Source organism: Lacticaseibacillus sp. 22, from assembly GCF_055413445.1.
Map to the genome: position 1 here is coordinate 50,815 of NZ_JBVAYD010000012.1, position 21,875 is coordinate 72,689.

General features: G+C 48.5%; 19 protein-coding genes and 1 riboswitch. Of the genes, 2 read left to right on the forward strand and 17 right to left on the reverse strand.

The window, feature by feature from the left end:
• Window positions 1–106: 106 nt before the first annotated feature.
• Window positions 107–2,182: an ABC transporter permease gene (locus ACWP87_RS07485; protein ID WP_014569751.1), complete on the reverse strand. Its 2,076-nt coding sequence runs from the start codon at window positions 2,180–2,182 to the stop codon at window positions 107–109.
• Window positions 2,166–2,936: an ABC transporter ATP-binding protein gene (locus ACWP87_RS07490; RefSeq protein ID WP_005689833.1), complete on the reverse strand. Its 771-nt coding sequence runs from the start codon at window positions 2,934–2,936 to the stop codon at window positions 2,166–2,168. The genes ACWP87_RS07485 and ACWP87_RS07490 overlap by 17 nt, the downstream gene beginning before the upstream one ends.
• Before the next feature lie 618 nt (window positions 2,937–3,554).
• Here ACWP87_RS07490 and ACWP87_RS07495 point away from each other — a divergent pair.
• On the forward strand, window positions 3,555–4,229 hold the full coding sequence (locus ACWP87_RS07495) for a response regulator transcription factor (RefSeq protein WP_005685451.1): 675 nt from the start codon (window positions 3,555–3,557) through the stop codon (window positions 4,227–4,229).
• Window positions 4,230–4,238: 9 nt separating this feature from the next.
• A complete protein-coding gene (locus ACWP87_RS07500; protein ID WP_014569754.1) occupies window positions 4,239–5,342 on the forward strand; it encodes a sensor histidine kinase in 1,104 nt (367 codons plus the stop codon).
• A 152-nt stretch (window positions 5,343–5,494) separates the two neighbouring features.
• On the opposite strand, the gene nrdG is transcribed toward ACWP87_RS07500, so the two are convergent.
• The 15 genes from nrdG to thiT form a co-directional block, all read right to left on the reverse strand.
• Window positions 5,495–6,073 (reverse strand): anaerobic ribonucleoside-triphosphate reductase activating protein, encoded by a 579-nt coding sequence (nrdG, locus tag ACWP87_RS07505; RefSeq protein ID WP_015764976.1) that lies wholly within the window; start codon window positions 6,071–6,073, stop codon window positions 5,495–5,497.
• 220 nt (window positions 6,074–6,293) lie between these two features.
• A complete protein-coding gene (locus ACWP87_RS07510; RefSeq protein ID WP_014569756.1) occupies window positions 6,294–8,519 on the reverse strand; it encodes a heavy metal translocating P-type ATPase in 2,226 nt (741 codons plus the stop codon).
• The gene (locus ACWP87_RS07515; protein ID WP_005685447.1) at window positions 8,506–8,952 is read right to left on the reverse strand and encodes a CopY/TcrY family copper transport repressor; all 447 of its coding nucleotides are present in this window, start codon (window positions 8,950–8,952) and stop codon (window positions 8,506–8,508) included. Before ACWP87_RS07515 ends, ACWP87_RS07510 begins: the two co-directional genes overlap by 14 nt.
• A 213-nt stretch (window positions 8,953–9,165) precedes the next feature.
• Window positions 9,166–10,410 carry a phosphoribosylamine--glycine ligase gene (gene purD, locus ACWP87_RS07520; RefSeq protein WP_014569758.1) on the reverse strand — a complete coding sequence of 415 codons (1,245 nt, stop codon included), beginning with the start codon at window positions 10,408–10,410 and terminating at the stop codon, window positions 9,166–9,168.
• Window positions 10,411–10,571: 161 nt separating this feature from the next.
• On the reverse strand, window positions 10,572–12,095 hold the full coding sequence (purH, locus tag ACWP87_RS07525) for a bifunctional phosphoribosylaminoimidazolecarboxamide formyltransferase/IMP cyclohydrolase (protein ID WP_005689845.1): 1,524 nt from the start codon (window positions 12,093–12,095) through the stop codon (window positions 10,572–10,574).
• A complete protein-coding gene (gene purN / locus ACWP87_RS07530) occupies window positions 12,096–12,665 on the reverse strand; it encodes a phosphoribosylglycinamide formyltransferase (protein ID WP_005714027.1) in 570 nt (189 codons plus the stop codon).
• Window positions 12,662–13,672, reverse strand: coding sequence for a phosphoribosylformylglycinamidine cyclo-ligase (gene purM / locus ACWP87_RS07535; RefSeq protein ID WP_014569759.1), 1,011 nt, complete (start codon window positions 13,670–13,672; stop codon window positions 12,662–12,664). The genes purN and purM overlap by 4 nt, the downstream gene beginning before the upstream one ends.
• Complete coding sequence (gene purF, locus ACWP87_RS07540; protein ID WP_014569760.1) at window positions 13,669–15,123, reverse strand: amidophosphoribosyltransferase; 1,455 nt, start codon at window positions 15,121–15,123, stop codon at window positions 13,669–13,671. The genes purM and purF overlap by 4 nt, the downstream gene beginning before the upstream one ends.
• A complete protein-coding gene (gene purL, locus ACWP87_RS07545; RefSeq protein WP_014569761.1) occupies window positions 15,099–17,315 on the reverse strand; it encodes a phosphoribosylformylglycinamidine synthase subunit PurL in 2,217 nt (738 codons plus the stop codon). The genes purF and purL overlap by 25 nt, the downstream gene beginning before the upstream one ends.
• A complete protein-coding gene (gene purQ / locus ACWP87_RS07550; protein ID WP_005689854.1) occupies window positions 17,302–17,988 on the reverse strand; it encodes a phosphoribosylformylglycinamidine synthase subunit PurQ in 687 nt (228 codons plus the stop codon). The genes purL and purQ overlap by 14 nt, the downstream gene beginning before the upstream one ends.
• Complete coding sequence (gene purS / locus ACWP87_RS07555) at window positions 17,985–18,245, reverse strand: phosphoribosylformylglycinamidine synthase subunit PurS (RefSeq protein WP_014569762.1); 261 nt, start codon at window positions 18,243–18,245, stop codon at window positions 17,985–17,987. Before purS ends, purQ begins: the two co-directional genes overlap by 4 nt.
• Complete coding sequence (gene purC, locus ACWP87_RS07560) at window positions 18,238–18,966, reverse strand: phosphoribosylaminoimidazolesuccinocarboxamide synthase (RefSeq protein ID WP_014569763.1); 729 nt, start codon at window positions 18,964–18,966, stop codon at window positions 18,238–18,240. The genes purS and purC overlap by 8 nt, the downstream gene beginning before the upstream one ends.
• Window positions 18,960–20,075 carry a 5-(carboxyamino)imidazole ribonucleotide synthase gene (gene purK, locus ACWP87_RS07565; protein ID WP_014569764.1) on the reverse strand — a complete coding sequence of 372 codons (1,116 nt, stop codon included), beginning with the start codon at window positions 20,073–20,075 and terminating at the stop codon, window positions 18,960–18,962. Before purK ends, purC begins: the two co-directional genes overlap by 7 nt.
• Window positions 20,068–20,556, reverse strand: coding sequence for a 5-(carboxyamino)imidazole ribonucleotide mutase (purE, locus tag ACWP87_RS07570; protein ID WP_014569765.1), 489 nt, complete (start codon window positions 20,554–20,556; stop codon window positions 20,068–20,070). The genes purK and purE overlap by 8 nt, the downstream gene beginning before the upstream one ends.
• Window positions 20,557–20,794: 238 nt before the next feature.
• Window positions 20,795–21,400 carry an energy-coupled thiamine transporter ThiT gene (gene thiT / locus ACWP87_RS07575; protein ID WP_014569766.1) on the reverse strand — a complete coding sequence of 202 codons (606 nt, stop codon included), beginning with the start codon at window positions 21,398–21,400 and terminating at the stop codon, window positions 20,795–20,797.
• A gap of 41 nt (window positions 21,401–21,441) precedes the next feature.
• Window positions 21,442–21,539: riboswitch (TPP riboswitch) on the reverse strand.
• Window positions 21,540–21,875: the final 336 nt, after the last annotated feature.

The following is a 21,875-nucleotide window of genomic DNA, read 5'->3' on the forward strand; positions in this document are numbered from 1 at the left end:
CACCAAGCTACTCGACACCAGAAGTTTGCCACCAAGATTCAGCGTCCGGCTTTACAGGCTGGGTTTTGGCGATTCAAACATGCTGGTGTTTTTCCATGCCGGAAATTCATTCAGTTCGCCACCGCCCAATCGGTGAATCGACCATGCGAACCATCACATGAACGGTTGCTTCGTAAAAGAGCCAGTCAAATGCTGCATAAATGCCAATCATGACGCCTAAATAGCGCGAGGGTGGATTATCAAGATAATTGGTCATCACACTAATGACACATAAGGCGATCAAAATACCGCAGATGAGCGGAACAGCAAAAATAACTGCAGCCTGGCGATAAAGCGTGACCCGAATCTGATGGGGATCCATCCCTAACTGTTTCAGAATCTGAAAATGGCGAATTTCCTGCCGCACCGCGATCACTTGCTTCAACAACAAGATGCTTCCGGTTGCCACGACGAATACACCGCTAAGCAATAAGATCAAAAATAGTAAGAACCCATATAAGGTACTGACGAAATTCTGCTCGGCCGCCTGAAGACCAATGGGGTTACGCCAATATACCATGTTGGTGCTCGCTCGATCCGTCACCGTTAAATCATCGCCTTCACGCTGTTGTATGCCAATATTAACAAACTCTTCCAGATTTTTACTGTTGCCCAAATGCTGCAGCAAGGTAAGTGCGCGTTTGGCAGCTTTTGTTTTTGGCAACTTAGCCATATACAAGCGATCCGGCGTCCCATTCAACATATCAAAGGTTCGATTGGTCACCAACAGACCACGGTCAAAATAATTATTGCTTCCGGTTGGAAAACGATTGGTCGTCTGCGTCAGACGTAACGATGTATCACTGCCAGGCAGGATAATGGCGCGGTTCGGATTACGTCTGGCGCCAACTGGCCGAAAGCCGCTTCTGGTCGGAAGCATCAACTTAGCCTCTTGTGAATGCAACCGAATCGGTCCTAATTCCCGTTGAATCTTAGCCGCGCGCTGGTAATCACGTAACGCAACCACATTGTAGACCCCCGGCTGTTTACGCACTTCACCAATCTGATTACGGAGACGAATTTCAGCATAAACCAGCTTTGAGGGAATCGTCATCGCCTGCTTCGGTTTGACTTTTGCCTGTTTCAAAATATCGGTCACATTATCAACACCGACACCTGATGCGACTATGGTTGTCGGAATCTCACGTAAAACCAAATCCTGATTATATTGAAAAAGCATGACTGAACTACCTAGCATGGTAATGGTGATCGCACACAGCAACGTGGTTAACCACAACGAATGAGCATTCCCCTGCAGACGCTTAATAATCAGATGTCGGGAAATACCGCTCGCATTATGGGTTTGCATCTCGTGCCGTTTTTGATACCACGCTACCAGTCCCGGCAGGAAATAAGCAAAAACCAAAAACAACCCAAGCAATAAGGCGCCGATTACCAACAATAAAAAGAGCGGTAACACAATCGGTCCCGGGAGCCAGGAGAGTATGCGCATCAAGCGACCGCCAATTGGAAGCAAACGCAACATCGTCAACAAACTGCCGACCAACAACAAAAAGCCAAAAATACCGACCCAGAAGCGCCAGCGGGTTTGCGGTTTTGGTGGTGCCGGGACATCTTGCTGGCGAATAAACTGGCGTAACGGACTGCGAACATAAATCGCATTGATCGCACCGACTAAAAGATAAACAACTCCCATCAACGTCAAGACGTCCATTAATGCGGACAAAGAAAACATAAAGCCGATGGGTGTGTGCAATGCCATTAACCGGATCAACACCATCCCTAGCAATGGCGATAAAATCAAGCCAAGCAAAGCCCCGACAAACAGACCCACTATGCCGATCATCACACTTTCAAGAAAGACAATCAGCCCAAGTTTGGCGCCTGATAATCCTAAAAGACGGTATAAGCCAATTTCCTGATCACGCCGGCCAATTAACAGACTATTCAAATAAAGCAGGAAACTGATTGAAAAAAGTGCCAACACCATCATGACAATCATCAACAGGCTCGGGACAATATCCAAGTTACCAAGTCGCTTACTGGCATCACTTAAAATTAACCGATTATTGGCAACTGCACCGATCGCGTACATAATCGCACTAATCAAGGCAGCAATCAGTATCTGTAGGCCGTCCTCGTGCCGATGCCGAATCAGATTCGTTTTAATCTGTTCCCACACGTGAATGGCCTCCCCCACTAACGGTCGCTTCCATATCAATGATGCGATCAAAAAATTGTTCTCGCGACTTACCACGCGTTACTTCGGCAAAAAAGGCCCCATCTTTAATAAAAATAATCCGACTCGCAAAACTAGCCGTAAACGGATCATGCGTGACCATTAAAATAGTCGTTTTCTCTTGCTGATTCAACTGGCGTAAATAACGCAAAAATTCTGTTGCTGCCAGCGAATCAAGGCTGCCAGTCGGCTCATCGGCTAGCAACAGACTGGGTTGTGTAATCACGGCACGCGCTGCTGCTACCCGTTGCCGCTGCCCCATACTAAGCTCACCCGGAAAAGCGTTCAACAAAGCATCCAGATTAAGGTGTTTTGACACCATTTGTAACCGTTCGGCCCGGTCAGGCTGCACATGATGTTGCAACGTCAGTGGTAACAAGACATTTTGGGCAACCGTCATATCATCTAGTAAATTAAAGTCTTGAAAAACAAAACCAAGGTGATCACGGCGAAACTTAGCTTGCTGCCGTTCATTAAGCGCCTCTAGATCATGGCCGGCAATCCTAACCTTCCCCGTACTTGGCGTTTCAATAGTTGCCAAAATGTTCAAAAGGGTTGATTTGCCCGCACCACTAGGACCCATGATGCCAATAAACTCACCTGCCTTAACCTGAAAGCTAAGATCGTTTAAGGCCCGAACCCGATCGTGGCGCTGGCCGAAAATCTTACTTAAATTAGATACTTCCAAAATTGCCATGGGCTTACCTCCGTCATCATCATACCAAAAACCGCCACATTCAACATGCCAGTGCGACTATCAAGCTTTCTAAACGGGACAGGTTAAAGGCATCAGAAAAAGTTCCGAGAACTTTTCACCATAATACGCTTATGTTCTAAGTTACGCCCATAGCGCGCTCACCGGCGCAGGGATCTGCGTGTAAGGACCTTGGTCGCAATGGCCAAGGCCACTTATGTTCTAACTTACGCCCATAACGCGCTCACCGGCGCAGAAACCTGCGTGTAAGGACCTTAAGCGCAATGGCCAAAACCCGGCCATCACGCCTGAGGCCACTTATGTTCTGTCTTACGCCCATAACGCGCTCCCCGGCGCAGAAGTCTGCGTGTAAGGACCTTAAACGCAATGGCCAAAACCCGGCCATCACGCTTAAGGCCACTTATGTTCTGTCTTACGCCCATAACGCGCTCCCCGGCGCAGAAGTCTGCGTGTAAGGACCTTAAGCGCAATGGCCAAAGCCCGGCCATCACGCTTAAGGCCACTTACACTCCGACTTCTAAGCGCGCCGGCTCGCGCTCACTTTTGTTTGTGTCTCGGCCACAAAACTTGTACGATAAGTTCAGGAATGGAGTTGGTCGCGTGTTTAAAATCATGATTGTAGAAGATGATCAGACAATTAGCGGTCTTATCGCTGACAACCTCAAGAAGTGGCAGTTTGAGCCTGTCGTTGTGACTGATTTTAACGCTGTCTTCGATGATTTTCTGCAGGAAAAACCACATTTAGTCTTATTAGATATCAATTTGCCGGTTTTTGACGGCTATTATTGGGTCCAAAAGATTCGTGAAGTTTCAAAGGTGCCGGTTATTTTCATCTCAAGTCGCAACACCAATATGGATATGGTGATGGCAATGAACATGGGTGCAGACGACTTTTTGAATAAACCTTTCGCGATGGAAGTCCTCATCGCAAAGATCAATGCGCTGTTGCGGCGAACTTATAATTATGCCGATCAAGGAACCGATGTCCTTGAACACAATGGACTCATGCTGAATCTAAAAAACGGTATGGCCCAAATTGGCGAAAAGGAAATCAATCTGTCGAAGAACGAATATAAATTACTTCAAATTCTGATGCGGCAACATGGCCAAATTGTCAGCCGGTCAAGACTTTTGCGCGACCTCTGGCAAGATGAACGCTTTGTGGACGATAACACGCTCACGGTCAACGTTAACCGCTTGCGTAAGAAAATCGAAGAAGCAGGATTGAAAGATTACATTCAGACTAAAGTCGGTCAAGGCTATATTGTTCCCTAGGAGGCAGCCATGCGTTTTCGCGACTATTTTAAAGACCATATTTGGGCGATTGGCGGCTATATTTTATGCGTCGGTTTAGCTGCCATCATCGTTTGGCTGGATCCGCAACACCGCGTTAAATTGGCAACGGTCTGGTATGCGGTCTTACTCGTCACGTTGGTTGCAATTGCCTTCTTTATCGCCCATTTTGTCCGTATTCGCCAGTTTGCTGCTCGCTTGCAGGCGCGCCAGAATGCTGAAGATGCTGCTTTGGATTGGCCGCTACCAGGGGGTCAATCCGGACTGGAACAGGTTGTCTCGGATACTTACAACAAAATTCTGACCTTGCATCGGCAACAAATTACCGCGCTTTTGGCTCAACATCAAGACCAAAAAGATTTCATTGACTCGTGGGTACACGAAATTAAAGTACCGTTGGCCGCGGTTTCATTGCTTGCTGAAAGTTTTGAGGGCCAAGTTCCCGATGACAAGCTGGATAACCTCAATTTACAACTGGATCAAATCGAGTTTTATGTTGAGCAGGTCTTATACTATTCCCGACTTGACAGCTTTTCGAAAGATTACTTGCTGCATAATACGCAATTGAAACCGCTGATTAATGACGTTGTTGCCAATCAACGTAATGGCTTCATTAACAAACGTCTGTCATTTAAACTGAACGGCGATGACCAAACCGTCTTAACGGACAATAAATGGCTGCGGTTTATTTTGACGCAGCTCATTTCCAATGCAGTCAAGTATACCCCAGAAGGTGGGCGCATCCAGGCAACCATTCGCGACACCGGCAAGGAAACCCAGCTGATGATCATCGACAACGGCATCGGCATTCCTAAAGACGAGCAACACCGCGTTTTTGAAAAAGGCTTTACCGGCAGCAATGGACGCCTGTCAAATCATAAATCGACTGGTTTGGGATTATTCTTAGCAGAAAAGTTGGCCGAAAAGTTAGGGCATCACTTAACGTTGACGTCCGTGATCAATCAAGGCACAACGGTTACCATTCATTTTCCATATGTCAGCTATTACAATGATGCTGGTCAAACCGTTGAACATCCCAAAAAGGCACTTCATCAAACAGCAGATACATCTGATTCATCCAACCAAAATGAGTAGGACATTCTTCTTTAACGAATAAAGCGAGTAGCTAAGCACACGACCGTCATTGTTGTCTTGTGGCTAGCTACTCGCTTTTTTATCTGTCTATATTTTGTTTGCAGCAAAGAACCCAACCACCAGCGGCTGCGACTTTAATCAGGGTCAAACTTTTATCGAATGAGGTTTTTCCAAAGCTTGATCTCACCCGCCGCCTGGGTTGCCGGCACATCAATAATCCGTTGGTTGGAACTGCCGCGAAATTGCAGCGTTAAGTCTTTTTTTGCCAACAGGAAGCGCCCATCCACCAATATATCGATGAGGCTCAGCAGCGTTAACTTGTCTTCGGAATCCTGCATGAGTTCTTCGTAAGTGTAACCACTCCAACTCCAGATATCCTTATCATGCCCAAACTCTTGGCGAATCCGGCGGCAAAGACGAATGCAGACCTGAGTATTCAAAAAAGGTTCTCCGCCTAGCAGGGTCAAGCCTTGAACATATGACTGAGCCAGATCCGCAATAATCCGATCTTCCAGTTCCTGAGTGTATGGCTGACCATACCGAAAATTCTGGGCGACACGATTGTAACAACCCGGGCAAGCAAAGCGACAGCCCGAGACATATAAACTACACCGAACCCCTTCCCCATCAACAAAATTAAACGGCTTGTAATCAGCAATTCGTTGTTGTGAAAGTTCACTAGCAAGCCATTCTTTCGGTTGTGGATTCTGCGGTAAACGAGCTGTGGTCATCATAAGATCTGCCTTTCTTAACAGGTTGCGTTAGTCAGGTTAAAACGCAGCCGTGCGTGTTCTTGATTCAATCAACGCTTCAAAAATGAACGCCAACGAATAAGTCTTTTTCATCGTATCATCTTTTGACTACAAGATGTAGTATCGATTGTGCACAAAATACCGGCCTATTATCTATATCTTGATAACAGGCCGGTATGGATGCTGTTTTTAAATACGATTACGCGCGCTTCAAATGCAGTGTCATGGCATTTAACGCCACCACGATGGTTGATAACGACATAATCGCGGCACCAACAGCCGGGCTGAGAATGAAGCCAACTGGTGCTAAAATGCCTGCTGCCAGTGGAATAGCCAGGATGTTGTAGCCGGCACCCCACCAAAGATTCTGAACCATTTTACGATTGGTTGCTTTAGCCAAAGATAAGAAGTTAAGAATATCGGCTGGATCACTATGAACCAACACAACATCGGCAGTATCAATGGCCACGTCGGTTCCGGCACCAATGGCGACTCCGATATCCGCTTGCGCTAGACTAGGAGCATCATTAACCCCATCGCCGACCATCATCACAACGCCACGTTTTTGATAAGCTTCGACTTGCGCCACTTTGTCTTCAGGTTTTAATTCGGCTTGAAAATCAGTGATGCCGAGTTGATCGGCCACTTTTTTGGCGGTTTCGTGGTTATCACCAGTCAGCATGACCGGTGTAATTCCTTGCTGCTTCAACGCGGTGACAAACGACTTGCTTGACGGCTTCAGCTGATCGCCTTCTGCAACCATCCCTAGAACTTGATCATCCTGGATCAGAAAAGCCAGTGAGTTACCGGCCCCCGCTAATTGATCAGCCTGCGCTTCATCATAAGCCAAGTGATGATCTTTTAGATACCGGGCATTGACGATCGTGTAACGTTGGCCATCGATTTCGCCTTCCAGACCGATGCCTTTTAAGACTTGAACGTTTTGCGCATCCGGCAGCTTTAACGCCTGTTGCTTGGCGGCAGCTTTAATCCCGGTTGCCAGCGGGTGTTCGGAATGATTTTCCAAAGCAGCCATGACAGACAGTACCTGCGTTTGATCGTGACCGGCAAAGGCAATGGTTTTGGCAACGGTGAATTTGCCTTCTGTCAACGTTCCGGTTTTGTCCATCAAGATAAACTGCGCCCGCTTGACAGTCTCAAGTGCCTGGCGATTACGAATTAACAGTCCATTGGTTGCGCCAATACTGGTACTGCGTGCAATGACCAGCGGAATTGCTAACCCAAGTGCATGGGGACAAGCAATGATAAAGACAGTGACCATTCGTTCAAACGCCACTGCCGCCCCGCTTGGCAACCACAGGAAGAAAGCAAGTAACCCAACTGCCAATGCGGCGTAGAAAAGCCAGCCGGCCACTTTATCTGCCATACCCTCGGCTTTACTTTTATTGGCTTGCGCACTTTGAACTAACTTCATGACTTGCGACAGATAGCCGCTTTCGCCCGTACCGGTGACCTTGATTTCAATGACGCCATCACCATTGACGGAACCGCCAATCACCTGGTCACCTTCAGCCTTGCGAATGGCTTTAGCTTCCCCAGTCACTAATGATTCGTTGACACTGCTATTGCCACTGACCACTTGACCATCAGCCGGCATTTGTTCACCTGCTAATACCCGTAAGCGCGCGCCAACCTGGACTTCTGATAATGGCATGTCCATCACGTGATCACCATGAACCACATGTGCCTGATTCGGCAATAACGCCGCCAACTTCTCAACCGCGTTACCTGCAGCCATAACGGCATTCATTTCGATCCAATGGCCAAGCAGCATGATCACGATCAGTGTTGCTAATTCCCAAAAGAAGTCCATGACCATCCCATTAGGCGCAATAAAGTTATTCATCAAAAACGCATAAAGCGAATAACCATACGCCACCGTGATGCCCATCGCGATCAACGTCATCATCGCCGGTTGTCGCTGTTGCAATTCTGCCTTTGCGCCGGTCAAAAACGGCCAGCCGCCATAGAAAAACAGAAAAGACGACAAAACAAGAACGACCCAATCAGACCCCGGAAAGACAATCGGCAATTCAATGACCCCGAGATGAATATTCATGCCCATAAACTGCGCCAATAACAGCACGGGGATCATGACAATGAGGCTGACCCAAAACTTCTGCTTCAAATTGCCCATATGCATCATATGCCCACCACCATGATCCATATTGCCATGATCCATGTGCATATCCATACCACTGTGATTCATCGCCATATGACCCATATCGTGGTGACTCATTTGCATAGATGCCATATCCGTTTGCTGATGCATATGTTCGTGGTCCATTGACATATCCGTCATTTTCCCGGCATGCATCTGGTCGTGATGACTCATTTGCATCTGTCCTTTGTCATTAGCTGATTCTTTCATTTTTTGTGAAGGGTTCATATTATCTTTCTTCATCAATTGCCTCCTTGCAGCCGTCTGGTAAGCAGTTACAATGAACCGTTGTCGGTGCACCAGGCAATTTAGCCGCCAAAGTTTGCTGCACTGCTTGAATATCTTTCTTGGAAAGCGTCACTTGCGCTACCAAATGATTCACGGTCGTACCGATCTTCATCTGACAAAGATGACTAAATAACTCCTCAACGGCTGCATCCATTGAGGCTTGCTCACCAACTGTTGCATGATATAAAAATTCGCGCCCTTGCTTTTCAGTGACCAGCGCACCCTTTTTGACGAGTCTTCCCAAAAAGGTCTTGGTGGTCGCTATCTTCCACGCCATTTTATCCGCAAGAATCGCCGCAATGGTGCTGCTTTTTAATGGTCCAAGCGTCCAAATAATTCGCATAACCTCCCATTCCGACTGGGAGATTTCAACTTTCGGTGTTTCCATCATCGGCCTCCGTTTACACTTGTAATCTTTCTACACTTATAATTTACAACTGTAAACGATGATTGTCAACTCATGATTAAACTATTTATGAAAATAGGCCGCTTAAGTGCCAAGTCTGGCCCTAACTGTTCTCTGCAAATAAACAAGCACCGAAGACGATGGCATTGGTCTTCGGTGCTTGTTTATTTGCTTTTTACATAAAACTAGCGGCAGTTATCCCTTCAAGGCATGAAAGCCGATATCGGTCCGATAATCCAGCACCCCTTGAATACTTTCCAAGTCATGCTTGGCTTTGGCAACTGCCTCAGGTAAGGTAACAGCCCCAGCAACAACCGAAAAAATTCTCCCGGCGTCACTGATCCAACCATTGTCGGTTCGCTCTACCCCTGCTGGCAGCCAAGTACCGATTGGCCAATTTGTTGGCACAATGACGGGAACGGTTTTCAGATTTGCCCGCGGATAATCGGGATTTACCGCGACAAAACAGGCATAGGCTTGGCCATTCAATTTCAGCGTTGGCTGCTGGCCATCCAACAAGTCGCTCACAAGCTGATAAAAGTCATTTTCGATCTGTGGCAATAATACCTGAGTTTCAGGATCACCGAAACGCATGTTATATTCAAGAATCTTGGGTCCCTCTTTAGTGAAGATCAGCCCAATATACATAACCCCGTGTCCATTTAAACCATCTTGGTGCATGCCTGCCAATGTGGCATCCACCAAGGACTGGGCCGCCTGGACTTGATCGGGCTTAAATTGTGGCAACGGACTAATCGCACCCATTCCACCTGTGTTAGGTCCACGATCAGCAGCGTGGCGCCGTTTGTGATCCTGGGACAACGGCAAGATCACGCGCTTTTGGTCATTAAAAAGTGCCATGACGGAAGCTTCTTCGCCAGCGAGATATTCCTCAAGCAAAACCGTGGCATCCGGGTGGCCGGCGTAAAACTGTTCGATCGTATCATCAAGTGTCGCTGCATCATTGGCAATGACAACACCTTTACCAGCGGCCAAGCCATCTTTTTTCAGAACAAGCGGTAAACCCATCAAAGTTGCTTCGGCATGTGCTTCAATCGCACTGTGAACCGTCTTGCTGGCCGCGGTTGGTAAATGATGGCGATGCATAAACGCTTTGGCGAAAGTTTTACTCGATTCAAGTTGGGCTAATTTTTGCGTGACGCCAAAGATCGGCAACCCGATTGCTTGAAAATCATCAACAATCCCTGCTGCCAAGGGGACTTCAGGACCGACAAACGTCAAATCAATCTGATGCGTTTGCGCGAACTTGATTAAAGCCGGGACCTCTTTTTCTTTAATACCAATCGGCTCAACACCAAGCAACTCCATCGCCGGATTGCCCGGCGCCACATAGACATGATCCACTTGTGGCGACTGACTAAATTTCAAAGCAAGGGCACTTTCACGCGCACCCCCACCGATAACCAGGACTTTTTTCATAAAAACCTCCTAAAAAAGTGAGCGTGAACCGGCGCGCTTAGGAGTCGGAGTGTAAGCGGCCTTGGACGTGATGACCCGGGCTTGGTCATTGCGCCCAAGGTTCTTACACGCAGACTCCTGCGCCGGAGAACGCGTTATGGTGAACGTGAACCGGCTCCCGCCTAATGCCGGAAATGCCGAACCCCTGTTGTCACCATCGCAATGCCATATTCATTGGCCTTCGCAATTGAATCCTTATCCCGAATGCTGCCGCCTGGTTGAATAATCGCCTTAATATCATGTTTAGCCGCGTAATCCACGCAATCATCCATCGGGAAAAAGGCATCGCTAGCCATGACCGCACCGGCAAAGTTGTCGTTTTGCTGGGCTTGGGTTAACGCCAATTCAACCGAGCCAATCCGATTCATTTGACCGGCGCCAATCCCTAACGTCTGATCAGCCTGTGCCACGACAATCGCATTACTCTTAACATGTTTGACCACCGTCTGCGCAAATGCCAATGCCTTAAGTTGAGCTTCAGTCGGCTTGACCTCCGTCACCACCGTCATATCGGCTGGTGTCTCAGCTTTGTCGTCACGTGTTTGAATCAACAACCCACCATAAATTGAAGTCGTTTCTGTTCCCAATTCTTCTGGCGTATCAGCAGTATTAATCGTCAATAAGCGCACATTTTTCTTCTTCGCCAGAATCTCATAGGCATCATCATCAAATGCCGGTGCCATGATGATTTCAAGGAAAAGTTTATGCATTTTCTCGGCAGTGGCAAGATCAACCCGCCGATTCAAAGCAATGATGCCGCCAAAAATGGACATCGGATCGGCGGCATATGCCTTGTCCCAAGCGGCTTCAAGCGTATCGCCCAAGCCAATGCCGCATGGGTTCATATGTTTAACGGCCACGGCTGCCGGTTGTTTGAATTCCCGCAACATTGCCAATGCTGCATCCGCATCCTTGATATTGTTATAAGAAAGCTCTTTACCGTGTAATTGCTTAGCAGCGGCAAGACTGGTTGGATCAGGATTCGGCTCAACATAAAAGGCAGCTTGTTGGTGGCTGTTTTCCCCGTAACGCAAGTCCTGCCGTTTGTGATAAGTTGGCGTGAATTGCTCTGGAAATGGCTCTGGATCTAAGTAATGGGCGATTTGAGCATCGTAAGCGGCAGTGACGGAAAAGACTTTGGCTGCCAACCGTTGCCGTAAATCAGCATCATTTTGATCGAGTCCGGCTAAAACATCCGCATAATCTGCCGGATCAACCACGGCCCAGACACTGTCACTATTTTTAGCTGCCGCACGTAACGCAGACGGGCCACCAATATCAATTTGTTCAATCGCTTCGGCACGCGTCACACCCGCACGCTGAATGGTCGCGGCAAACGGATAAAGATTGACACAAACCACATCAATTGGCTGAATATCATGATCTGCCAATGCCTGCATATGGGCAGGATCATCCCGCCGCGCCAAGATGCCGGCATGGATCTTAGGATGCAGTGTCTTAACTCGACCATCGAGCATTTCTGGAAAACCGGTTACTGCTTCTACGCCGGTCACCGCAACCCCAGCTTCAGCCAGTGCGCGATGGGTACCACCGGTTGAAATCAGTTCAAAACCGCGTTCAACCAGACCTTTTGCAAAAGGTACCAAACCAGTTTTATCAGAGACACTTAATAATGCACGCTTCACTTAAATCGCTCCTTCTTCAATGAGTTGCTTGACAGTTGCGGGAAAAGTTTGATGTTCCTGATGGTGAATGGCTGCTTCTAATTGTGCCAGCGTCATCCCCGGGCTTACGCGGACCGGATCCTGTGCGATGATTTCGCCGGTGTCGATTCCGGCATCTACGTAATGAACCGTCACGCCGGTCACTTTGACGCCATAATCAAATGCATCTTTAATGCCCTGCCGCCCGGGAAAACTAGGCAGCAGCGCGGGATGCAAATTGATAATTCGCTTGGGAAAAGCATTTAGCAAGGTTGGCCCGATGATCCGCATATAACCCGCTAAAATCAATGCATCTACAGGCGGCAACTGGCTTAAAATATAAGTTTCGGCCGCCGCTTTATTCGCATAGTCCTTAAAGTTCACAACTAAAGTCGGAATATGACGAGCAGCCGCTTTTTGAATCACCGGTGCTTGCACTTGATCACAGACTAAGACCGCAATTTGATAGTGACTGTCTGCAGCCTGCGCGGCGTTTGCCAAGGCTTCAAAATTTGTGCCATTTCCGGACGCAAAGACAGCTAGACTTTTCATTTGCTTGCCACCTGCCATTGTATTTTGGCGCTTGGATCAGCAACCACGCGACCGATAACTTTACTGCTTGGTAACGCCGCCTGAATCGTTGTGGCTGCATGTTCAGGGACGACCAAAATCATCCCGATGCCCAAGTTAAACGTTGTCCGCATCGTGGTTTCACTCAAATGCCCGGCATATTGCAGGCGATCAAATAACTCCGGTCGATGCCATGCCTGGGGGTTAATCTGCGCACACAATCCTGCCGGTATCACCCGCGGCAGGTTCTCGGTAATACCGCCGCCGGTAATATGCGCTGCGGCGTGGATCAAACCTTGTTGCATGAGCGGCAGCACCTGCTTAACGTAAATTCTAGTTGGCCGCATCAACGCTTGCATCACTTCCGATCCGTCTTCAAGTGTCTGACTGCCCAGATCGGTTTCAGCTAACAATTTACGCACCAGCGAGTAACCATTGCTGTGTACGCCTGAACTTGGCAAGCCAATCAAGACATCACCAGCAGCCACGTCCTTAGGTAAACGATTCGGTTCGGAAACCAAACCAACCGCAAACCCGGCCAGATCATAATGATTTTGTGGGTACATATCCGGCATCTCAGCGGTTTCCCCACCGATCAACGCCATTTCCGCCTGCTGACAGCCATAAGCAATCCCACGAACAACCGCCTCGGCCCGGGTCACATCAAGATGATCAACGGCCATATAATCAAGGAAAAACAATGGCTGGGCACCGGATGCGAGCAAATCATTGGCCACCATTGCGACCAAATCAATCCCCACCGTTTCATGCGCATCACATTGCAGTGCCAACAACAGTTTGGTACCAACCCCGTCTGTTGCACTAATCAAGGTTGGCTGCGGCACGGATGGCAACCGATAAGCGGCAGCAAAACCGCCAACACTGGCCAAAACATTGTCATTGGCTGTTTCTTTGGCTAACGTCGCAATACGTTTTACGGCTGCATCGCCGGCTTCAATGTCGACGCCGGCATCCTTATAATCTGTCATGCGCTAACCTCCGCTACATTAACTTTGAGTGATGCGACTTCCTTATTTAACGCCGGTGCATAATCATCAAGAGCAGTTGGATATTTGCCTGTAAAGTAGGCGACACATAAACCGCCATTAGGAGCCGTCGTTGGCAATCCCACGCTGTCTTCCAATCCTTGCGTCGAAAGAAAACCTAGCGATTCGACATCCAGTAAATCACGCATTTCCGGTACGCTATGATTAGCCGCAAATAATTCACTGGTTGTCTGAAAATCAATCCCATAAAAGCAAGGAAAGCGCAACGGCGGGCTGGCAATTCGCAAATGCACTTCAGCGGCGCCGGCTTCTTTTAACAATTTAACAATTTGTTTAGAAGTCGTGCCGCGAACAATCGAGTCATCAACTAACACAATGCGTTTTCCGGCAACAACCGGTTTGATCACACTGAGTTTCATTTTGACGCTTTTTTCGCGTAACGCCTGCGTGGGTTGGATAAATGTCCGAGCAACGTACTGACTCTTCACCAAGCCCATTTCATAAGGAATTCCGCTGGCTTTGGCATAACCAATTGCTGCTGACAGGGATGAGTTGGGCACCCCAACGACAATATCCGCATCTGCCGGCTGTTCCCTTGCCAACCGCTCACCCATCCGCACCCGCGCCTGGTGAACATTGATGCCGTGGATGTCTGAATCCGGACGGGCAAAATAGATATACTCCATCGAGCAAACCGCTAACGATGTGTTGGTGGTGAAGTGATCCAAATGCAAGCCATCGTCATCGATCGTAATCAGCTCACCGGGTTGGACGTCACGGACAAAATCAGCCCCTACTGCATCCAACGCCGCGGTTTCGCTACAAACAATATAGCCGCCATCTGGCATGATCCCAACCACCATTGGCCGGAAACCATGCGGATCAACCGCTGCGTATAAGCCATGCTCGGTTAACAAGACAAAGGCGAACCCGCCGTGAACCTCATTCAGTGCCTTTTTAAGTTGAACCAGCCACGGTTGGCCAACCTGACGCCGAATCAAATGCATTAAAACCTCAGTGTCCGAGGTGGATTGGAAAATCGCCCCTTGACTTTCTAACTCACGCCGCAGACTGATGGCGTTGGTTAAATTGCCGTTATGCGCTAATGCAATGGCTTCATCGGAAAACCGAAAAAGCAATGGCTGAATATTTTCCAAGACCCGGCCACCTGCTGTCGAGTAGCGCACGTGACCCAAAGCTGCCCGCCCCATCAACGGTGTCAATTGATCGGTATTGGTGAACACTTCACTGAGCAAGCCCAGACCATAATGGCGCCGCATACCATCTTTAGTTAAGCCGACAATTCCGGCCCCTTCTTGCCCGCGATGTTGCAACGTATGCAAGCCCAGATGGGTAATGCTCGCAGCATTGGGATTGCCCCAAATACCAAAAACACCGCATTCTTCATTTAAGCCTTTTGGTTCAGATAGCATGGGAGTGCCTCCTCAAATGCAGTTTGCAATTCTTCAAGCGGAATCGAAAATTGATGACTAACCGTGGTGACGTCAAATTGCGGGGCTGCTTGTACCCGCCCGATTAACTCAGCCGGTCCATTCAGCGCCTCAAACGCTGCTTGATCTTCGGGAGCAACGGTAACTAAGAAGCGCCCTTGAGTCTCGGAAAAGCCCCAACTCGTCGGCAAATCGACCTTAACTTGCGCGCCCAGCTGGTTCGTAAAGCCCATTTCAGCCAACGCCACTAACAAGCCGCCATCGCTTAAATCGTGGGCTGCTGTCACAAAGTGTTGCCGAATCGCCGTTAATACAAATTGCTGATTGGCCTTTTCCGCATCGAGATCAAAGTCGAATAACCGCCCGGCAACTTCACCGGTTTGCAATTTCTGTAATTCGCTGCCATTGAAATCGCCATGGGTTTCGCCGACAAGATAAAGCAAATCATCTGCATGTTTGAAATTCGCCGTGGTAATGGTGCTGAGATCTTCAATCAGCCCCACCATCCCAATCATCGGCGTTGGATAGATTGCTTTGCCATTAGTCTCGTTATAAAGCGAAACATTTCCGGAAATCACCGGCGCGTTAAAGGCTTTAGTTGCAGCAATGATGCCTTTAGCCGCTTCGGCAAGTTCATAAAACGCTTCCGGCTTGGTTGGATCCCCAAAATTCAGGCAGTCGGTAATCCCTAAAGGTTCCGCACCGCTGGCCGCCAGATTGCGCGCCGCTTCGGCAACACTCATGGCCGCACCGACTTTTGGATCCAAATACAGATAACGGCCTTTGCTATCGGTAGTCATGGCAAGAGCGCGATGGGTCCCGCGAATGCGAATCACCGCGGCATCGCTACCAGGCAAGACAACCGTATTCGTTTGGACTTGTGCATCATAACGCCGATACAATGAGGACTTATCCGCAATCGTCGGCGTGCCCATCATGGCTTTCCAAGTCGCCACCGGATCGGTCACGATCGGGTCAAAATCAGGTGCCGGTTCAGCTAAGCGCGCTGGCATTTTACCGACTTGCTCATAAATCGGTGCATCATCAGTCAATGAACTGACCGGAACATCGCAAACCAATTTGCCGTGATGATAAAGCCGATATTGATGGCCTTCAATCACATGTCCCACAACTGCAGCGTCCAAATCATACGCTGCAAAAACATCAAGGACTTCCTGTTCAAAACCGGCCCGCACACACAGCAACATCCGTTCCTGTGATTCTGATAACATGATTTCAAATGGTGTCATATTGGCTTCACGCTGCGGAATTAAGTCAAGATCCATTTCCATACCGCTATTCGCCTTGCCAGCCATTTCAACGCTGGAAGACACTAAACCAGCCGCGCCCATGTCCTGAATACCGACTAGCGCCTGCTGATGATCCTGCGTAATTTCCAGACACGCATCCATCAACAGCTTCTCCATGAATGGGTCGCCTACCTGAACCGCCGAACGATCAGCCGCCTCTTCATCGGAAAAATCACCGGATGCAAAACTGGCACCATTGATACCATCACGCCCGGTTTTGGCACCGACATAAATCAGCGCATTACCGACTCCCGCCGCTTTGCCTTTTTGGATCTGATCCTTATCCATAATGCCGACACACATCGCATTGACCAGCGGATTGCGGGCATAGGTATGATCAAAATTGGTTTCTCCGCCGACCGTGGGAATGCCGATTGCGTTCCCATAACCACCGATACCGGCCACGATGCGATCAACTAAATGCTGCGTGTGCGGGAGGTTGAGATCACCAAACGCCAATGAATCCAGCATGGCAACCGGCTTAGCCCCAATTGAGAAAATGTCCCGGATAATGCCGCCCACACCCGTCGCTGCGCCTTCATAAGGTTCAACCGCGGACGGATGGTTATGACTTTCGGCTTTGAATACCACTGCCTTGCCTTCGCCGATATCAATTACACCGGCACCTTCGCCAGGTCCCATCAAAACGCGGTCATTTTTGGTCCAGAACTGGCGCAAAATCGGTTTACTGTATTTATACGCACAGTGTTCACTCCACATGCCGCTTGCTAATCCGATTTCGGTATCATTTGGCTGATGACCAATCAACTCAGCAAACCGGTGATACTCATCTTCCGTCAATCCCAAAGCCAAATACGGTTTCTTTTCAGCGATGGCTTCTGGACTCATCTCAACGTGCGTCACGGACATGGACCCCTTTCGTTTGTTGCATCAATGACTTGAAAACGCCTAGGCCATCCGTACCGCCAAGTAGTGCTTCAACGGCGCGTTCCGGATGCGGCATCATGCCTAAAACATTACCGGCTTCGTTCGTCACCCCGGCAATATCATGAAGACTGCCATTGGGATTGTCAGCATACCGGAAAACGACCTGACCATTGGCTTCCAAAGCTGCCAGCGTCTTGGGATCAGCGTAATAATTTCCTTCACCATGTGCAATCGGCAATGTCAGTTGTTCACCAACCTGATATTGATTGGAAAATGCTGTATCCGCGCGATCGACAAGCAACGTCACCGGTTCGCAAATGAAGTTCAAATCCCGATTCCATTGCAAAGCGCCCGGCAACAAACCCGCTTCCGTCAGAATCTGAAAGCCATTACAAATGCCCAGCACATAGCCACCTGCTTCGGCAAAAGCTTTCAACGCCGTCATCACTGGCGAAAACCGGGCAATCGCACCGCTACGTAAATAGTCGCCGTAAGAAAAACCACCTGGCACCATCACCACATCATAACGACTTAAATCGGTTTGACTCGGCTTGATCAGCTCGCACTCAGCACCGGCAATGGTCTGAACGGCCCACTGTAAATCCAAGTCACAATTAGATCCGGGAAAAGAAATAACGGCCGCTTTCATGCCTCATCCTCCGTAATGGGTTCTAATTCAAAGCGATAAGTTTCCATGTTGACATTGGCAAGCAACTGATCGCAAATCGTGTCGACCTGCTTTTCTACCGCTTCTTTGGTGCCAGTTAGCTTTAATTCAAAGTATTTGCCGTATAACACGTCGCCTACATTGTGATAATCCATGCGGGTTAAAGCAGTCTTGATAACTTCTGCCTTTGGGTCTAATACAGAGGGTTTGTACGTCACATAAACTTTAGCTTTAAACATGAGCCGCTCCTTTTTCTTGTAATCTGGAAAGCACTTCTTCATAAACAGGGGTTAAGGGACCGCGCGCTTGGCGGAAAACATCTTTATCAAGCGAATCACCGGTCTTTTGATCAACCAGACGGAAATTATCCGGCGACAATTCATCGGCTAAGACCAAAGTACCATCCGTTAACGTGCCATATTCAAGCTTAAAATCAACCAACGTGATCCCGACCTCATCAAAACGCTTGGTCAGATAAGCATTCACGCGATCAGTCAAAGCCCGAACTTGTTTGAGCTGTTCCGGGGTCGCTTCGTGTAAAGCAAAAATCTGAGCTTCGTTCATGAACGGATCGCCTAATTCATCCGACTTGTAATAATATTCATGAATTGGCGGATCAAGCTTCATCATCGGCTTGACATTGAACTTAGTCACAAAATGTCCGGACGCGTAATTGCGCACCACGACTTCTAACGGCAGCATGGTCGCCTTTTTAACAATCATGGTGGTGGCATCGGGAGAATCAATATAATGCGTAGGAATTCCGGCTGCCGTCAATTCTTTAAACAACAAGGTCGAGATAGCGCGATTCAATTCACCTTTGTGAGCAATCTGCGCCTTTTTCTCGCCGTTTAATGCTGTGGCCTGATTCGTATAGGTCATCCATAAAACATCCGGATCATCTGTCGCGAAAACCTGCTTGGCCTTGCCGGTATATAGTAATGTGGTCTTTTTCACCATGCTGCCTCCATTTGTTTAAGTATGTCCATAACATCGCGCTCATCGGTCACCGTGATGTGGCCCATTTTACGGCCAGGACGGATCTCGGCTTTTCCATAATCGTGCATGTGCCATTCTGGATGTTGCGGCCATTTTGCCTTGGCTTGGGTGAGATCATCGCCAAGCAGGTTTCGCATCACCGCTGGCTGTTTTAAGGTAATCGGCGGAATCGGTAGTCCGCAGATACTTAAAATATGAGCGTCAAACTGGGAAAAGTTGCAAGCTTCAATCGAATAGTGGCCAGAGTTATGTGGGCGTGGTGCCAATTCATTTGCAACGACATTGTCACCTTCGAGAAAGAGTTCGACCCCAAGAACTCCGCGTAAATCGAGTCCAAGTGCGATTTTAGTCGCCAGATCATCAATCTTTTCAGCCAAAACCGGTGAGATATGAGGTGCCGGTGCCAGTGTGAGATGCAAGATGTGGTTCTTGTGGCGATTTTCAACAATCGGGAATACCCGTACTTGATCGCGGCCATCGCGGGTGATCATCACTGAAGCTTCCCGGTCAAACTGTTGGCGTTTTTCCAAAATGCAGGGACCGTGGGCTAGCAACTGCTCGGCTGCGGGTACATCAGCCATGGTGTTGATGTCTTGCTGACCATGACCGTCATAACCGCCAGTCGTAGTTTTTAAGATGCTCGGCAAGCCGATTTTCTCAATGGCCGCTGTCAACGCCTCAGGCCGATCAACTGCCGCAAAGGGGGTGACCGGTACACCATGCGTCTGCAGGAATGTTTTTTCCTTAATGCGATCGCGGGTTGTTGCAAGAATAGCTGTTCCTTGAGGGATTCGGGTTAAATCACGTACTGCTTCCAAAGCTGCTAAATCAACATTTTCAAACTCATAGGTTAAAACATCCGATTCTTTAGCCAACTTTGTCAGTGCTGCTTGATCGTTGTATGGTGCCGTGATTTGAAAGTCTGCTACCTGACCGGCTGGTGAATTCGGCGTCGGTTCCAAAATGCCAACTCGATAGCCCATTGTCTTGGCACTTTGGGTTAACATACGTCCAAGCTGACCGCCACCAATAATCCCAATCGTGGCAGGTGAGGTAACCACATCAATCATTAAGTGTGGCCTCACTTTCTTCAGCCCGTTGTGTTTGGGCCTGACGGAAAGCCGCCAGCCGCTGAGCTAATTCAGGACTTTGCAAAGCGAGGATTGATGCCGCGTACAAAGCAGCGTTCACAGCGCCGGCATCACCTATTGCCATCGTTCCAACTGGCACACCTCCTGGCATTTGCACAATCGACAACAAGCTGTCAACGCCATTTAATGTTCGTGTTTTGATTGGAACACCAATGACCGGTAGCAGCGTGTTAGCCGCTAACATTCCCGGTAAATGGGCAGCACCACCTGCACCCGCAATAATCACGCCAAAACCTTGATTAGCAGCATGTTTGCCAAATGCCGCCAGCTGGTCCGGCATCCGATGAGCTGATATCACGTGCTTTTCATAAGGAATATCAAGCGCCTCTAACTGTGTGGCAACTTGTCGCATGGTCGGCCAATCTGAACTTGATCCCATGACCACGGCTACTTTTTGCATCTCGTCCCCTGCTTTCTTTAAGATGTTTTGAGAATAGCACGTTAAGCAGCAACATTCAACACTAAAATAGAACTATAAAGCATATTATTCGTTTTAATGTTCGTATTTTGCTCAAACCCGGTCGAGAACTCCAGCTTTTTAAAGCAAAAAAATAGCCTTAGAGACAATCTCATCTCTAAAGCTAACTTATTTTGAGAGCACACTTATCCCTCGACAGCGCCTTAACAAACTAATTGTTTTAGGCTGCTTTAGTGGAAAGTGATTTACCATCCTTTGCTATAAACAGTTGTGGCGCCACCGTGAGTAAAATACCAACAACCACGATTGCCAAAACGGTGCTGAACAAAGCCGATCCACCGTTGACGATCAGTGAATAAATCCACACATTCATGCCTTTTGGCGCGTAACTGCCCCAAAAAACAACTCCGGCGATGAAATGAATGAAGTACTTAGCAAAAGTTCCGACAATAATGCCAGCAAAAGCATAGCCGCTAGCTTTTACCTTCTCACCGCCGCGGACAGCCTTTTGAAATGATGCAAAAGTCAAGCCCATCAAGCCAACCAGCGTAAAGGCAATTGGATATTCCAAAAAGCCTTGAACCGGATTCAAAACACTGCCACCACTAAGGCCGCGGAGGATCAAATCAAGAATCCCCCATACAAACCCGGCCCACGCTGCAGGAATTGCCCCACGCCGCATCGCCAAAACCGCGATCGGAATCAACCCATAGTTCAATTCAATCGCCGAAACACCGGTTGTATGCGGAATATAAGTCAACGCCATTGCAAACGCCGCAATAATCGCTGTTTCCAAAATCACAACCAGACGCTTATGTTGTTGCATAAAAAAAGCCTCCCAGTGAATCCCCACTCACAAAGAAGGTCGTTTCCGACATTCACAAATCCCTACGCTCGCACTAACGAACAGGTTCGAAGGGTCCGGGTCTCCCCGCTCTCAGCCAATGGCTCCCCTTTGTGAAGGTTCATCTAATTAATTGATACATTGTCATCGTACCAGACTTTATAAAAAGCGCAAACATTTTGTCCAGAACAGAGCGTGAGCCAGCCCGGTTAGAAACCGGAGCATAAGTGGCCTTGAGCGTGATGACCGGGTTTTGGTCATTGCGCTCAAGGTCCTTATGTGCAGGTTTCTGGGCTGGCGATCGCGTTTATGAGCGTGAGCCGGCGCGTTCAGAAGTCGGAGTGTAAGTGGCCTTAGCCGTGATGGCCGGGTTTTGGCCATTGCGGCTGAGGTCCTTACACGCAGACTTCTGCGCCGGCGAACGCGTTTATGAGCGTGAACCGACGCGCTTAGAAAC

Excerpts from the sequence above, each read along its gene's own strand:
- ACWP87_RS07490 (WP_005689833.1), bottom strand. The coding sequence starts at position 2,936 with ATGGCAATTTTGGAAGTATCTAATTTAAGTAAGATTTTCGGCCAGCGC.
- ACWP87_RS07500 (WP_014569754.1), top strand. The coding sequence starts at position 4,239 with ATGCGTTTTCGCGACTATTTTAAAGACCATATTTGGGCGATTGGCGGC.
- nrdG (WP_015764976.1), bottom strand. The coding sequence starts at position 6,073 with ATGACCACAGCTCGTTTACCGCAGAATCCACAACCGAAAGAATGGCTT.
- ACWP87_RS07510 (WP_014569756.1), bottom strand. The coding sequence starts at position 8,519 with ATGAAGAAAGATAATATGAACCCTTCACAAAAAATGAAAGAATCAGCT.
- ACWP87_RS07515 (WP_005685447.1), bottom strand. The coding sequence starts at position 8,952 with ATGGAAACACCGAAAGTTGAAATCTCCCAGTCGGAATGGGAGGTTATG.
- purD (WP_014569758.1), bottom strand. The coding sequence starts at position 10,410 with ATGAAAAAAGTCCTGGTTATCGGTGGGGGTGCGCGTGAAAGTGCCCTT.
- purN (WP_005714027.1), bottom strand. The coding sequence starts at position 12,665 with ATGAAAAGTCTAGCTGTCTTTGCGTCCGGAAATGGCACAAATTTTGAA.
- purM (WP_014569759.1), bottom strand. The coding sequence starts at position 13,672 with ATGACAGATTATAAGGATGCCGGCGTCGACATTGAAGCCGGCGATGCA.
- purF (WP_014569760.1), bottom strand. The coding sequence starts at position 15,123 with ATGCTATCTGAACCAAAAGGCTTAAATGAAGAATGCGGTGTTTTTGGT.
- purQ (WP_005689854.1), bottom strand. The coding sequence starts at position 17,988 with ATGAAAGCGGCCGTTATTTCTTTTCCCGGATCTAATTGTGACTTGGAT.
- purS (WP_014569762.1), bottom strand. The coding sequence starts at position 18,245 with ATGTTTAAAGCTAAAGTTTATGTGACGTACAAACCCTCTGTATTAGAC.
- purC (WP_014569763.1), bottom strand. The coding sequence starts at position 18,966 with ATGGTGAAAAAGACCACATTACTATATACCGGCAAGGCCAAGCAGGTT.
- purK (WP_014569764.1), bottom strand. The coding sequence starts at position 20,075 with ATGATTGATGTGGTTACCTCACCTGCCACGATTGGGATTATTGGTGGC.
- purE (WP_014569765.1), bottom strand. The coding sequence starts at position 20,556 with ATGCAAAAAGTAGCCGTGGTCATGGGATCAAGTTCAGATTGGCCGACC.
- thiT (WP_014569766.1), bottom strand. The coding sequence starts at position 21,400 with ATGCAACAACATAAGCGTCTGGTTGTGATTTTGGAAACAGCGATTATT.